The following is a 13339-nucleotide window of genomic DNA, read 5'->3' on the forward strand; positions in this document are numbered from 1 at the left end:
CAGGGGGGACCCTGTGGGAGAGTAGGACGCCGCCGAACAATTTTTTTGAGAAGCCCTGTGCCGGGTATCCGGCACAGGGCTTCTCTGCGTTCAAAAGCAGTTACCCCTGCATTGGCGTCCCGCATATGGCCTTGCGAACGTCATGAATGCAGGGGTCATATGCGAAACACCGGGGTGGACCTTCAGAGTCGGCCTGCTGCCTTGAGCGAGAGATAGGCATCCGCCAAGGCAGGAGCCAGTTCGTCGGGCGTCGCGTCCACTGTCGTCACACCGAGTCGGGAGAGTTGCTCGGCGGTACGACGGCGCTGGTCCTGTGCCTGGGTGCCGGCAGCCGCCGCGTAGACGGCTTCGACCGCGCCGCGGGACCGGACCATTTCCTCGATGTGCGGGTCGGCGACCGAACCCACCAGCACGCCATGGCGGCGAGTCAACTGCGGCAGCAGCGGGAGCAACCCCTCTTCCACGGCGGCGGCGTCCAGGCTGGTCAGCAGGACCACCAGAGAGCGACGGGGCGCGCGGGAAAGGATGGTGGAGACCAGGGACCGGGCGTCCGTCTCCACCAGTTCGGGCTCCAACGGCGCCATGGCGTTCACCAGGGCGGGGAGCAGTTCACCGGCGTTTCGGCCCTGGACGTGGGCCCGGGTCCGCCGGTCGAAGGCCAACAGGTCCACGCGGTCTCCGGCGCGGGAGGCGAGCGCGGCGAGCAGGAGAGCGGCGTCCATGGCGGCGTCCAGGCGCGGGGCGTCGCCGACCCGCCCCGCTGACGTGCGACCGGTGTCCAGGCAGATCAGGATGTGTCGATCGCGTTCGGGGCGCCAGGTGCGGACCGCGGTGCGGTTCTGCCGAGCAGTGGCACGCCAATCGATGGAGCGCGTGTCATCGCCCGGTACGTAGTCGCGCAGGCTGTCGAACTCAGTGCCCTCACCTCGGGTGAGGACACTGGTGCGACCGTCGAGCTCACGCAGTCTGGCCAGCTTCGACGGCAGATGCTTGCGGCTGTCGAACGGTGGGAGGACCCGCAGAGTCCAGGGCACGAGGTGTCCGCCCTGGCGGGCGGCAAGGCCCAGTGGCCCGTACGAGCGCACGGTGACGCGGTCGGCTTTGCGGTCACCGCGCCGAGTGGGAAGCAGCCTCGTGGTGATCCGGCGGCGTTCGCCAGCCGGGATCCTCGTGCGCTGGCGGGAGCCCTCGACTTCGGTGCCCGGCTCCCAGCTGCTGGGTGGCCAGGCGTCCCGGATACGGGCGTGCAGTGGGCGGGAGCTCACATTGGTGACCGTGAGGTGGACCTCGGCCGGGTCACCGAGGCGCACCCTGGTGTCTCCCGACCGGGAGAGGCGGAGTCGGGAGACGGGGGCGGCCAGCGCGTAGTCGCAGGCGCAGGCCAGTGCCAGTGATCCGTTGACGGCGAGGACGCCCGTCCAGCTCGGCTCGATCAGAGCGACCGGGAGGGTGCCCAGGGCGGCGAGGAACGCGGTGCGTCCGGTGATGGCCATCAGCGCGGCGCGGGAACGTGGGCGAGCAGGGACGTGATGACGGAGTCGGCGGTGACCCCCTCCATCTCCGCCTCGGGGCGCAGCTGGACGCGGTGGCGGAGCGTGGGCAGGGCGAGCGCCTTCACGTCGTCGGGGGTGACGTAGTCGCGGCCACTGAGCCAGGCCCAGGCGCGGGCGGTCGCCAGCAGGGCCGTGGCACCGCGTGGGGAGACTCCGAGAGTGACCGAGGGCGACTGCCGAGTGGCCCGGCAGATGTCGACCACATAGCTGGTGATCTTGGGGGAGACGGAGGTCTTGGCCACGGCCTGACGTGCGGCTTCCAGCTCGGTCGGTCCCGCCACCCGGCGCACTCCCGCGGCGGCGAGATCACGGGGGTCGAAGCCTTCGCAGTGCCGGGTGAGGACGGCGATCTCCTCCTCACGGGAGGGCAGCGGGACGTTGAGCTTGAGCAGGAAGCGGTCCAGCTGGGCTTCAGGGAGGGGGTAGGTCCCCTCGTACTCCACGGGGTTCTGCGTCGCGGCGACCAGGAACGGGTCCGGGAGGGCACGGGCCACCCCGTCTACGGTGACCTGGCGTTCCTCCATCGCCTCCAGGAGGGAGGACTGGGTCTTCGGGGGCGTCCGGTTGATCTCGTCGGCGAGCAGCAGGTTGGTGAAGACCGGGCCCGGCTGGAAGGAGAACTCCGCGCTGCGGGTGTCGTAGACCAGGGAACCGGTGACATCGCTGGGCATCAGGTCCGGGGTGAACTGCACCCGCTTGGTGTCCAGGTCCAAGGAGGCCGCCAGGGCCCGTACCAGCAGGGTTTTCGCCACCCCGGGGACGCCTTCGAGCAGGACGTGACCGCGGCACAGGAGGGCGACGACCAGACCGGTGACGGCGGGGTCCTGGCCGACCACGGCCTTGCCGATCTCGGTGCGCAGCGCTTCGAGGGCGGAGCGGGCGTCGTCTGCGGTGTCGGTGGTCGGGGCCGTCATGAGGTACGGACCTCTCTTTCCAGGGCGTCGAGGTGGTCGACCAGCGCGAGGAGCGCCGCATCGTCCGAGGGGGTGGGGCCGAAGAGGAGGGCGTGCGGGTCGTGCTCGCTGGCCGGCAGCGCGGCGCGTAGGGCCGTGAGGAGGACGGCGGGGTCGTGGGCGCCCGAGGACGGCACGGCCAGGAGCGTGGCGAGGCGGTTGCGGGCGGCCGTGCGCAGGACGTCTGCCGCGTGTGCGCGGGCATCGGCCCGGTGGTAGAGGCGGGCTCGGCCCTCGGAGGCTTCGGAGGCACGGATGGCCACGGGGAGGTCTTCGGTGACCAGCGGGCCCAGGCGCCTGGCCCGCCACACCGCAGCGAAGCCCGCGGCGAGGAAGAGTTGGAGCGCGCCCCAGAGCCAGCCGGAGGGGATCAGATCGAGGAAGCTGCTGGATCCTTCCGCCGTGGCGGCGGGGTCGGCCAGGGAGGGCAGGTACCAGACCAGGTGGGGTCGGGAGCCGAGGAGTTGTAGGGCGAGGGCTGCGTTTCCCTCGTGCGCGAGGTGCTCGTTTTGGAGGATGTCGGGGGAGCCGAGGAGGAGGGTGTCCCCGCCCGGGGTGGTTCCCGGTAGCAACAGCACCGTCGGGTGGCCCTGGCTGGGGTAGCAGGAGACGGCGCCGGGGACTTCGGTGGAGTAGCGGGGCCCGCCGGTTCTCGCCCGACCGGCGGAGCTGGCGGCGGGCAGTTCGCAGCCCGGGGCCAGGACTCGCTGCGCGGCGGGGGGCTCCGAGCGCACGCCGGGTGCGAGGAGCTCCAGGGCCCCTTCGTCGGGGCCGAGGAGCACGGTACGGCCGCCGGCGAGGTCCGTGGCGGCCTTCAGGGCCGTCTTCTGGCTTTCGTCGAGCTGGTTACTGCGGGCCACCAGCAGGGTGGTGTCCGGTCCGGTGGCGGCGGCGGCTTCCTGTGAGGTGGTGACCACACGGGTGTCGACCCCCCGGTCGGAGAGCAGCTCGGCCACCGCGCGGCTGCCCTGGCGGTCAGCGGAGCGGGGGTCCAACCGACCGTGTCTTTCACCCGAGTTGATGGTGGCGATGGTGACGGCGGCGATCAGGAGTACGCCGAAGGCCAGGAGCGGACCGCGGGTTCGCCGCCACACCTGCTGTGGGGTCTGGGTGGTGGAAGTCTCTGGTGCTGCGGCCGGTTCGGGGCCGGCGGGGGTCGTCATGCGCCGGCTCCACGAGGGGTGTCGGACAGGGTCGGCTTGGCCGCCTCGATGGCCAGGTCGAGTGCGCAAAGGCGTTGGTACTCGGCCTCGGTGGCGGTGCGTTCCCCGTAGGTCACCTCGTCGAAGCCACGGGCTGCGGAGTGCAGTTCCACGGTGTGGGCGGGCAGCGCCCGGGCTGCTTCGGCGGCTGCTTCGTCGGCGGTGCGGCCGGGGCGCGGGTCCAGCAGGGCGCGCTCTTCCAGGCCGCGCACGAGGGCACGCATGCGTTCTTGGACGGCTTGTGTCCACTCGTTGGCACGTGCGAAGGACTCCGCGCACGCGCGGTGCTCGGCGGCGCTGTGGGGCCGTTCCCCGAACAGGGCGGCGCCCGAGGTGGCGGCGCGCCGCGGGGCGCCCAGCCGCCACCACAGCGCGGCGGCGAGGGCGATCACGAAGAGGACGATGACGACCAGGCCCAGGACGCCTCCCGGGGCGGCCCGGGAGGCGGTGGCGAACAGGCCCTCGATCCACTCCCAGAACGCGTTCCAGGCACGCTGCGCGAGCCCCGGGTCGTGCTCGTGGTAGATCGGCTTGGACAGCTCGTGCTCTGCCGCTTCGCGGGCGGGGAGGCGTCCCACCGTCACCGGTGGTTCGTCCGCCGTGGGCAGGAGCGTCGTGCGGTGCGTGGTGCGACCCCCCGTGCGCGTCACCGCATCAGCCTCCGGTCGTGGGGCCGGTCGGCCCCGTGCTGTCGGCCGTGGCGGACTGCGCGGCTCGGACGAGCTCCAGGTCGAGGGCTTCGCGGCGGATCCGCTGGTCGATGTAGAGCAGGACGGTGACCCCTGCGCTGATCGGCATGGTGATCGTCAGGGCGATCACCGCCCCGACCGCGGTGACGATCAGGTAGCCCCAACCGAACGTGGTGGTCCCCTCGGAGGCGGAGATCAGCCCCTGGGAGCCGCTGAAGAGGATGCCGAGCAGGGTGAAGGGAACCACGATGATGCTGGCGACCAGCGTGGTGATGATGCCGGTCAGCAAGGTGATGCCGAAGACCCGCCACCAGGAGCCGCGTACCAGTCGGGCCGAGCGGACGAGGGCGGTGATGATGCCCTGGCGTTCCAGCATCAGGGCGGGCGGGGCGAGCAGGAAGGTCACCCACAGCCAGGCGGCGACCACGGCGGAGGCGAAGAACCCGAGGATGCCCAGCGGCAGGGAATCGAGGAGTACGCCGGGCAGGATTCCCACCAGCAGGGTCGCGAGCATCATGGCGATCACCAGCAGGGTGAGTCCGCACAGGCTCAGGACTCGGGGGCGGGCCTCTTGCCAGGCCCCGCCGATGCTGGAGGTCCGGCCGAGAACGGCGCGGCTGAAGACGACGGTGAGCATCGCCGTGGCCAGGACCGTCCCGAGCAGTGTCATGAGCTGGCTGACCGCGGAGGCACCGGCGGTGCTGGCGATCGCCCCGACGAGCTCTTCGGCGTCACCGGTGGTGCCGGCCCGGCTGGCCTGGTTGAGGCCGTCCAGCGCGAAGCCCTGCATGAGGGTGACGACGACCTGGGTGACCATCGCGATGGCGAGGCTGAGGCCGAGGACGCTGCGCCAGTGCAGGCGCATGGTGGAGACGGCGCCGTCGAGGATCTCTCCGATGCCCAGTGGGCGCAGGGGGATCACCCCGGGCTTGGCCGCCGGCGGCGGTCCGCCCCACTGGCCTGCCCACTGGCCTCCCCAGCCGGGTGCCCCGTAGCCGCCCTGGCCTCCGGCGGGAGCGCCGCCGCCCGCGGGCGGGCCGTTCCAACCGCGGGCCGGATCGGCGGGCCCGGAGCCGGCCGACCACTGGTTCGCCGGGGGCTGGGCCTTCGACCACTTGGGGCCGGGTTCGCCCGTGGCCGCCTCGGCGGCGGGGGTGGCCGCATCTGGATCCGGTGCAGCAGAGGGTCGCTCTTCGGAGGGGGAGGATCCGGGCGAGGCCCAGCCCGGAGAGTCGTTCATCGTCACTCCTTAAGCGGTGTCCGCACACGGGTGCGGTGACGGTCGTCGGCCAATCCTTCCATGCGGGCCGGCCGGCGGATCCGGCCCCCCGGACGGGGGTGTGCACTGGCGCAGGCACCGGAACCCATCGGTGACCTTCTTTTCTCGGGGGTGGACCAGGCAGACTGTGCCGTCCACGGTGGTCAGGACAACCTCAGAGGGAGGTTGTGTGCCAGGTCACGCCAGGTAACGATTAGCTAATGGGATGATGTCAAGCATGAAGGGACGCGTCCTTGTCGTCGATGACGACACCGCACTGGCCGAGATGCTCGGCATCGTGTTGCGGGGAGAAGGTTTCGAGCCGTCGTTCGTAGCGGACGGCGACAAGGCTTTGGCTGCCTTCCGGGAGGCCAAGCCAGACCTGGTGCTGCTGGATCTCATGCTGCCCGGACGGGACGGCATAGAGGTATGCCGGCTGATCCGGGCCGAGTCCGGTGTGCCGATCGTGATGCTGACGGCCAAGAGCGACACCGTCGACGTCGTGGTCGGCCTGGAGTCCGGGGCTGACGACTACATCGTCAAGCCGTTCAAACCGAAGGAGCTGGTGGCCCGGATCCGGGCCAGGCTGCGGCGCTCGGAGGAGCCGGCGCCGGAGCAGCTGACGATCGGCGACCTCGTCATCGATGTCGCCGGGCACTCGGTCAAGCGGGACGGTCAGGCGATCGCGCTGACGCCGTTGGAGTTCGACCTGCTGGTCGCGCTCGCCCGCAAGCCGTGGCAGGTCTTCACCCGCGAGGTGCTGCTGGAGCAGGTGTGGGGCTACCGCCACGCCGCCGACACCCGGCTGGTGAACGTCCACGTCCAGCGGCTGCGGTCGAAGGTCGAGAAGGACCCGGAGCGGCCGGAGATCGTCGTGACCGTGCGCGGGGTCGGCTACAAGGCCGGGCCGAGCTGAGATGAGGTCCGGCGGCACTGCTCCGAAGCCCGGGGGGAAGCCGGGAGTCCGTGGGGGGCGGTCTGCCGGACCTGTCGGCGTGTCCGCGTGGTACGCGCGGGCCCGCCGTGCTGGGCGGCCGTTCTCCGGCGGCCCGCTGCTGCGCCCGCTCGCACGCTGGGTGCGCCGGCCGTTGCTGCCGGCCGTGCGCCTGTGGCGGCGCAATCTTCAGCTGCGTGTGGTCGCGGCCACCTTGGTGATGTCGCTGGGCGTCGTGATGCTGCTCGGCTTCGTCGTCATCGGGCAGGTCAGGAACGGTCTTCTCGACACGAAGGAAGAAGCGGCGCAGAGCCAGGCCGCGGGTGGTTTCGCCGAGGCGCAGGAGAAGGCGAACTCACCCCGGATCGTGGAGACCCCGGACGCCGTGAGCACCGACGGCAAGGCCGGACGCAACACGAGTGCCTGGCTCTCGGAGCTGGTGGAGCAGCTGGCCAGCGGAGGGCAGAACGCCTTCGCCGTGGTCGCGCTCGACGCGGGGACCGAGGACAAGGCCTCCGGTGTCCGCGGGCCGAGGGCCTCTGGCGAGGTGGATCCGATTGCCAGCGTGCCCATGGACCTGCGCCGGGCCGTCGACGCCGGCACCAGGCCGTACCAGCGGTTCTCCACGATCAAGTACAGCGACAGCGCGGACCGCAAGCCGGAGTCCGGCCTGGTGGTGGGCAAGCGCCTCAACGATGTCAACGGGGAGCCCTACCACCTGTACTACCTCTTCCCGCTGACCCAGGAGGAGGAGTCGCTCAGCCTGGTCAGGGGAACGCTGGCGACGGCCGGTCTGTTTGTGATCGTGCTGCTCGGGGCCATCGCCTGGTTGGTGGTCCGGCAGGTGGTCACGCCGGTACGGATGGCCGCGGGCGTCGCCGAGCGGCTCTCCGCCGGCCGTCTCCAGGAGCGGATGAAGGTCACCGGTGAGGACGACATCGCCCGGCTGGGCGAGGCGTTCAACAAGATGGCCCAGAACCTTCAGGGCAAGATCCAGCAGTTGGAGGATCTCTCGCGGATGCAGCGCCGGTTCGTCTCGGACGTCTCTCACGAACTGCGCACCCCGCTGACGACGGTGCGGATGGCCGCTGACGTTATCCACGAGGCTCGGGCCGACTTCGATCCGGTGACCGCGCGTTCCGCGGAACTCCTGGCCGGCCAGCTGGACCGGTTCGAATCCTTGCTCGCCGACCTGCTGGAGATCAGCCGGTTCGACTCGGGCGCAGCCGCCCTGGAAGCCGAGCCGATAGACCTGCGGGACGTGGTGCGGCGGGTCATCGACGGTGCGGAACTGCTCGCCGAACGCAAGGGCACCCGTATCCGGGTGCTCGGCGACGCCCAACCGGTGGTGGCCGAGGCCGACGCCCGCAGGGTGGAGCGGGTGCTGCGCAACCTGGTCGTCAACGCCGTGGAACACGGCGAGGGCCGTGACGTGGTGGTGCGGCTGGCCTCGGCTGGTGGCGCCGTCGCCGTCGCGGTACGTGACTACGGAGTGGGGCTCAAGCCGGGAGAGGCCACCAGGGTCTTCAACCGGTTCTGGCGGGCCGATCCGGCCCGCGCCCGTACGACCGGCGGTACCGGTCTCGGGCTGTCGATCGCGGTGGAGGACGCCAGGTTGCATGGTGGTTGGCTCCAGGCCTGGGGCGAGCCGGGCGGTGGGTCACAGTTCCGTCTGACACTGCCGCGGACCGCCGACGAACCGTTGCGGGGCTCCCCGATCCCGCTGGAACCGGAGGACTCGCGGGCCGCGCGGTCCCGGGCGGCGGCCGAGGAGGCCCAGTCCGCGGCGGAACGTGTCGCCATGGCGCACAGCCCGTCCGGTGCGGGGGTCACGCATCCGCCGATACCGCCGCGCGTTCCGACTGCCGGGGTGCCGGTGGACCCGACGGCCCTGCCCGGGAGCGGCGCACGCGTGGTCTCGCGGGGGGCCGGCGAGGGCGCGGGCGAGGACCGCTCTGCCCAGATGCGAGAGGCGCCGACGCAGCGGGCGACAACGGATCGAGAGGACATCGCTGGTGGACGGTGAGCTGAGGAACACCCCTGCCCCCGCGGTGGCCGCCGTGCCGCATCGGCGGCTACGCGGCTGGGCGGCGCTCGGGCTGGGCGGCGTCCTGCTCGCGGGTTGTGCCTCCATGCCGAACAGCGGCGAGGTGGAGCCGGCCCAGATCTCCAACGGGATCGACTCCCAGGTGCGGGTCTTCGGTGTGCCGCCGCCGGACCAGGCCGCTCCCTCGGAGATCGTCGAGGGCTTCCTGGAGGCGATGACCAGCGACGACCCCCAGCTGGACACGGCACGTCAGTACCTGACCCCGCAGGCCGCCGAGCTGTGGCGGCCCGCATCGGGCATCACGGTGCTCTCCACCGCCCCCAACTCGCGCCAGGTGCACGCCTCCGATAAGGAGGCCACCGATCCGCGTTTCCAGCTGACGGGCAAGCGGGTCGCCAGGGTCGATGAGCGCAGTGCCTATCAGCCGGAGACCGGTACCGGGCGCTACGAGGAGTACCTCCAGCTCAAACAGGTGGGCGGGGAGTGGCGGATCGACTCGCCGCCGGACGGGCTGGTCCTGGCCGAGTCCGACTTCCTGCGGATCTACCGTTCGGCGAACAAGTACTACTTCGCTTCGCGTGGCCTCGTCGCCGACCCGGTGTACGTGCGCCAGCGCATTGACCCCAAGACGCGCATGGACGCCATGACGCAGACCGTGAAGTCGCTGTTGGACGGGCCGTCCAAATGGCTGGGTCCGGTCGTGACCTCAAGCTTCCCGACCGGAACGGCGCTGGCTGAGGACACCCGCACCCTGGCGTACGACGGTCAGGGAACGTTGAAGGTGCCACTCAACGCGAAGGCGTCCAACGTCGCGCAGACGCAGTGCGAGAAGATGGCGACCCAGCTGTTGTTCACCGTGCGCGAACTGACCTCCTCGCCGGTGGGCCGGGTGGAGCTGTTGCGCGGTGACGAGGACAACTCCTCGCTGTGCGCGATCAGTGACGGCCAGGCCGAGCTGCGCGCCGGTCGGGGCGCCGCCACGGCGCACTTCCAGTACTTCGTCGACAACGAGAAGCACCTGGTGCGGATGCGCGCCGAGCCGGACAGCCAGGAACGGCCCGATCCGGCCGAGCAGGTTCCCGGACCGCTGCACTCCGCGGGCCTAAAGCTCAGTGCGGCGGCGATCGCGCGCGACGAGAAGCGGGCGGCGGCGGTGACCAGTGACCACAGCCAGCTGTACGTGACCTCGCTGACGACCGACGGGCCGCTTCCCAAGGCCACGCTGACCAGTGCCGCGATGGAACTGTCGGCGCCGAGCTGGGACGGCCAGGGCGACCTGTGGGTGGCCGACCGCGATCCCGCGGCGCCGGTGCTGTGGCGGGTTCCCGGGGGAACCGGGGCGCCAACGGAGGTTGACGTCGCGGGGCTCGACGGCCGGATCGAGGCGCTTCGGGTGTCCGCGGACGGGGTCCGCATCGCCTTGCTGATCTCCAAGGACGGTCGTAACACCCTGCACATCGGACGGGTCGAACGGCCGGAGGGCAAGAACGACGCCGCCCGGGTGTCCGTGCGGGAGCTGCGGCCCGCGGCCCCGCAGATGGAGGACGTCACCGCCATGTCCTGGGCTGGTCGTGGCCGGCTGCTCGTGGTGGGCCGGGAGCAGGGTGGGGTCGTCCAGGCGCGGTACATGCAGGCGGATGGTTCGGTGACCGCGGCGGCGAGCTTGCCCGGTGCGACCAGCGTGACGGCCATCGCCGCTTCCGAGGACGAGCGTTTGCCGGTGGTGGCGTACTCGGAGGAGGACGGGATCGTCTGGCTGCCCGCGGGGGCGCACTGGAAGACGGTGGAGGTGGGCGGCTCGGCGCCGGTGTATCCGGGGTGAACGGCGAGGGAGCGCGGCAGCGGGCAGGGTTGTCCACAGGGGTGGCGCTCCGGCCCACCATCACGCACAGTGACGGCCATGAGCGGATGGTGGCGGGAGTTCACCGGCCTGGTGGTGCCGGCGCGGTGCGGTGGTTGCGGGTTGCCCCACACGCCGCTGTGTGAGCGATGTGGGGCCGCGCTGGGGGCGGGCCGTCCGCGCCCGGCGCGGCCCGTGCCTTGTCCGCCGGGGCTGCCGGACGTGCATGCGGCGGCCGAGTACGGGGGCGCGGTGCGCTCGGTGCTGCTGGCACACAAGGAGCGGGGGGTGCTCGGCCTGGCCGAGCCCTTGGGTCGGGCGTTGGCCGGCGCGGTTCTCGCCGCCGCGGCCACCTCGGGCGGACGGCCCGCGGCGGAGAGCGGCCCACTGGTGCTCGTGCCCGTGCCTTCGGCGGAGGCGGCGGTCCGGGGCCGTGGCCACGATCCGACGCGTCGGATAGCCCTGGCTGCCGCGGGAGGGCTGCGGCGCTCGGGGGCGCCGGCCCGTGTCGCCGCGGTGCTGCGTCAGCGTCGACCGGTGGCGGACCAGGCGGGGCTGGGCGCCGCACAGCGGCGGGTGAACCTGGCCGGTGCACTGGCGGTACGGCGCGGTGGTGCCCGGCTGCTGACGGCGCCCCTGGTGGTCCTGGTGGACGATCTGGTGACCACCGGTGCCTCCCTCGCGGAGGCGGCCCGCGCCGTGACGCCGCACATCGGGACCGGCCGACTCCGTGCCGCGGTGGTGGCTGCCACTCGATCTTCGTTCACCGCTGATTGGAACTGATCGTTCGCGTCTTTCGTTGCGACGGGTGAGAGGTAAACGGACCGGAAACGAGAGGGAAAGGAGGCCTGGTCCGAGGTTCATTGCGGTAGCGGGTGCCGACATCCGTCCGGGCGAGATATGTTCGGTGGTAAGCGGAAATGGCGAGCCCTTCGGCCCCACGCACCGCATGCGCACGCTTCGGTCGGGTCAGAGTTCGGACCTCCCGATTCCGAAGTCGGTGGGGTGGAGATCTTGCCGATGGGGGAGGAGGAGGTGAAGGTCGCCAAGTCCGAGGTTCCGGTGTTCACCGGAGCCTGGTGCAAAAGGGAGACGCTTCGTCTTCGGGCGGAGCAATCCGGGAACGGAGTTCTGCGTGGACATCGTCGTCAAGGGCCGCAAGACCGAGGTGCCCGAGCGCTTCCGCAAGCACGTGGCCGAGAAGCTGAAGCTGGAGAAGATCCAGAAGCTCGACGGCAAGGTGATCAGCCTCGACGTCGAGGTGTCCAAGGAGCACAACCCGCGGCAGGCCGACCGTTCCGACCGTGTGGAGATCACCCTGCGTTCGCGGGGGCCGGTCATCCGGGCTGAGGCGGCGGCTGCTGACGCGTACGCGGCACTGGACCTCGCCACCGAGAAGCTTGAGGCACGACTGCGCAGGCAGCACGACAAGCGCCACACCCGCCGAGGCAGCGGCCGACTCTCGGCCGCCGAGGTCGCCGAGGTCGTTCCGGACGCCGCGCGACTGAACGGCAGTGGTGAGCTCACCACCGGGGAGCTGAGCGAGAAGGTTCCCACCACCAGGATGGGATCGCTGGAGGTGCAGGGCGAGGGCCCGCTCGTCGTCCGCGAGAAGACCCATTCAGCCGCACCCATGTCACTCGACCAGGCGCTCTACGAAATGGAGCTGGTCGGGCACGACTTCTACCTTTTCGTCGACTCCGACACCAAGCAGCCCAGCGTCGTCTACCGACGGCACGCCTACGACTACGGAGTCGTGCATCTCAACACGGACGCGGCAAGCGCCTACGAGGAGGCCGCGGGGGCCGGCGGTCAACTCGGCGGCTGAAACCTTCTGATGGTGTGCCCCTGGAGCGCCCCGTGCGCCCCCAGGGGCGCCCCCGTGCGACTACTGACACCCCCTTATGCCCCCTCGGCATGAAATCATGGCCTGGCATTCAACCGGTGCGCTGTGCCTAGGGATTGGCGCAACACGTGAACCACGGGCCACGGCCTTCAGGGGGAGGAACGATGGCGGACGGCTTCGGGCCGGTGCACGGCGAGCAGAACACCGGCGGAGCCGGGACCGGACCGCGCGACGCGGCTCAGGTGGGCGCCGCGCGTGAGGAGCCGATCCGCGTCCTGGTGGTTGACGACCACGCGCTCTTCCGCAGGGGTTTGGAGATCGTCCTCGCGCAGGAGGAGGACATCCAGGTCGTCGGCGAGGCGGGTGACGGGGCAGAGGCCGTGGACAAGGCAGCCGACCTCCTGCCCGACATCATCTTGATGGACGTGCGGATGCCCCGCCGCGGAGGCATCGAGGCCTGCACCTCCATCAAGGAGGTGGCTCCCAGCGCGAAGATCATCATGCTGACGATCAGCGATGAGGAAGCGGACCTCTACGAAGCGATCAAGGCCGGGGCCACCGGCTATCTGCTCAAGGAGATCTCCACCGACGAGGTGTCCACGGCGATCCGGGCAGTGGCCGACGGGCAGTCCCAGATCAGCCCGTCCATGGCCTCCAAGCTCCTGACCGAGTTCAAGTCGATGATCCAGCGCACCGATGAGCGTCGGCTGGTGCCGGCGCCCCGGCTGACCGATCGGGAGCTGGAGGTGCTCAAACTGGTGGCCACCGGCATGAACAACCGGGACATCGCCAAGGAGCTGTTCATCTCCGAGAACACCGTGAAGAACCACGTGCGCAACATCCTGGAGAAACTGCAACTGCACTCCAGGATGGAAGCCGTGGTCTACGCGATGCGGGAGAAGATCCTGGAGATCCGCTGACTCCCCCGTTATGTTTTCTGCGGTTCCGCAATGGGGCCGCTGGCCTCTGGGCCCGGCATGGCTGTGTCCCCCTGTCGAAGGCATGACCTGGGGGGTG

The 13339-nt window shown here is 70.7% G+C and carries 11 protein-coding genes; 6 read left to right on the top strand and 5 right to left on the bottom strand.

What is annotated here, in order from left to right:
- Positions 1-182: 182 nt before the first annotated feature.
- The 5 genes from ACFYMC_RS28760 to ACFYMC_RS28780 are packed head-to-tail and all read right to left on the bottom strand — an operon-like array spanning position 183 to position 5637.
- Complete coding sequence (locus ACFYMC_RS28760) at positions 183-1493, bottom strand: DUF58 domain-containing protein (RefSeq protein ID WP_388530778.1); 1311 nt, start codon at positions 1491-1493, stop codon at positions 183-185.
- Positions 1493-2467 (bottom strand): AAA family ATPase, encoded by a 975-nt coding sequence (locus tag ACFYMC_RS28765; protein WP_388530781.1) that lies wholly within the window; start codon positions 2465-2467, stop codon positions 1493-1495. Before ACFYMC_RS28765 ends, ACFYMC_RS28760 begins: the two co-directional genes overlap by 1 nt.
- The gene (locus ACFYMC_RS28770) at positions 2464-3669 is read right to left on the bottom strand and encodes a DUF4350 domain-containing protein (protein WP_388530784.1); all 1206 of its coding nucleotides are present in this window, start codon (positions 3667-3669) and stop codon (positions 2464-2466) included. The genes ACFYMC_RS28765 and ACFYMC_RS28770 overlap by 4 nt, the downstream gene beginning before the upstream one ends.
- Entirely contained in the window at positions 3666-4358 is a 693-nt protein-coding gene (locus ACFYMC_RS28775; RefSeq protein WP_388530787.1) for a DUF4129 domain-containing protein, read from the bottom strand. Before ACFYMC_RS28775 ends, ACFYMC_RS28770 begins: the two co-directional genes overlap by 4 nt.
- 4 nt (positions 4359-4362) lie before the next feature.
- Complete coding sequence (locus tag ACFYMC_RS28780; protein ID WP_388530789.1) at positions 4363-5637, bottom strand: hypothetical protein; 1275 nt, start codon at positions 5635-5637, stop codon at positions 4363-4365.
- A gap of 244 nt (positions 5638-5881) precedes the next feature.
- Between ACFYMC_RS28780 and mtrA the strand changes: the two genes are divergently transcribed.
- The 6 genes from mtrA (at position 5882) to ACFYMC_RS28810 (ending at position 13242) form a co-directional block, all read left to right on the top strand.
- Positions 5882-6571, top strand: a complete 690-nt coding sequence (gene mtrA, locus ACFYMC_RS28785) for a two-component system response regulator MtrA (protein WP_388530792.1) — start codon at positions 5882-5884, stop codon at positions 6569-6571.
- A gap of 1 nt (position 6572) precedes the next feature.
- Positions 6573-8615: an MtrAB system histidine kinase MtrB gene (mtrB, locus tag ACFYMC_RS28790; protein WP_388530795.1), complete on the top strand. Its 2043-nt coding sequence runs from the start codon at positions 6573-6575 to the stop codon at positions 8613-8615.
- A gap of 106 nt (positions 8616-8721) precedes the next feature.
- Positions 8722-10458 (top strand): LpqB family beta-propeller domain-containing protein, encoded by a 1737-nt coding sequence (locus ACFYMC_RS28795; RefSeq protein WP_388530807.1) that lies wholly within the window; start codon positions 8722-8724, stop codon positions 10456-10458.
- 78 nt (positions 10459-10536) lie between these two features.
- The gene (locus ACFYMC_RS28800; RefSeq protein WP_388530798.1) at positions 10537-11259 is read left to right on the top strand and encodes a ComF family protein; all 723 of its coding nucleotides are present in this window, start codon (positions 10537-10539) and stop codon (positions 11257-11259) included.
- A 352-nt stretch (positions 11260-11611) separates the two neighbouring features.
- Complete coding sequence (gene hpf, locus ACFYMC_RS28805) at positions 11612-12304, top strand: ribosome hibernation-promoting factor, HPF/YfiA family (RefSeq protein ID WP_388530801.1); 693 nt, start codon at positions 11612-11614, stop codon at positions 12302-12304.
- 182 nt (positions 12305-12486) lie between these two features.
- Positions 12487-13242, top strand: coding sequence for a response regulator (locus ACFYMC_RS28810; protein ID WP_388530804.1), 756 nt, complete (start codon positions 12487-12489; stop codon positions 13240-13242).
- Positions 13243-13339 lie beyond the last annotated feature (97 nt).

Source organism: Streptomyces sp. NPDC006879 (genome assembly GCF_042869595.1).
In the GTDB taxonomy this organism is placed as follows: Bacteria; Actinomycetota; Actinomycetes; order Streptomycetales; family Streptomycetaceae; genus Streptomyces.

Bases quoted from the DNA above. Each gene is read 5' to 3' on its own strand.
- ACFYMC_RS28810 (WP_388530804.1), top strand. From the start codon at position 12,487: ATGGCGGACGGCTTCGGGCCGGTGCACGGCGAGCAGAACACCGGCGGA.
- mtrB (WP_388530795.1), top strand. From the start codon at position 6,573: ATGAGGTCCGGCGGCACTGCTCCGAAGCCCGGGGGGAAGCCGGGAGTC.
- ACFYMC_RS28765 (WP_388530781.1), bottom strand. From the start codon at position 2,467: ATGACGGCCCCGACCACCGACACCGCAGACGACGCCCGCTCCGCCCTC.
- mtrA (WP_388530792.1), top strand. From the start codon at position 5,882: ATGATGTCAAGCATGAAGGGACGCGTCCTTGTCGTCGATGACGACACC.
- ACFYMC_RS28760 (WP_388530778.1), bottom strand. From the start codon at position 1,493: ATGGCCATCACCGGACGCACCGCGTTCCTCGCCGCCCTGGGCACCCTC.
- ACFYMC_RS28795 (WP_388530807.1), top strand. From the start codon at position 8,722: ATGCCGAACAGCGGCGAGGTGGAGCCGGCCCAGATCTCCAACGGGATC.
- ACFYMC_RS28770 (WP_388530784.1), bottom strand. From the start codon at position 3,669: ATGACGACCCCCGCCGGCCCCGAACCGGCCGCAGCACCAGAGACTTCC.
- ACFYMC_RS28780 (WP_388530789.1), bottom strand. From the start codon at position 5,637: ATGAACGACTCTCCGGGCTGGGCCTCGCCCGGATCCTCCCCCTCCGAA.
- ACFYMC_RS28800 (WP_388530798.1), top strand. From the start codon at position 10,537: ATGAGCGGATGGTGGCGGGAGTTCACCGGCCTGGTGGTGCCGGCGCGG.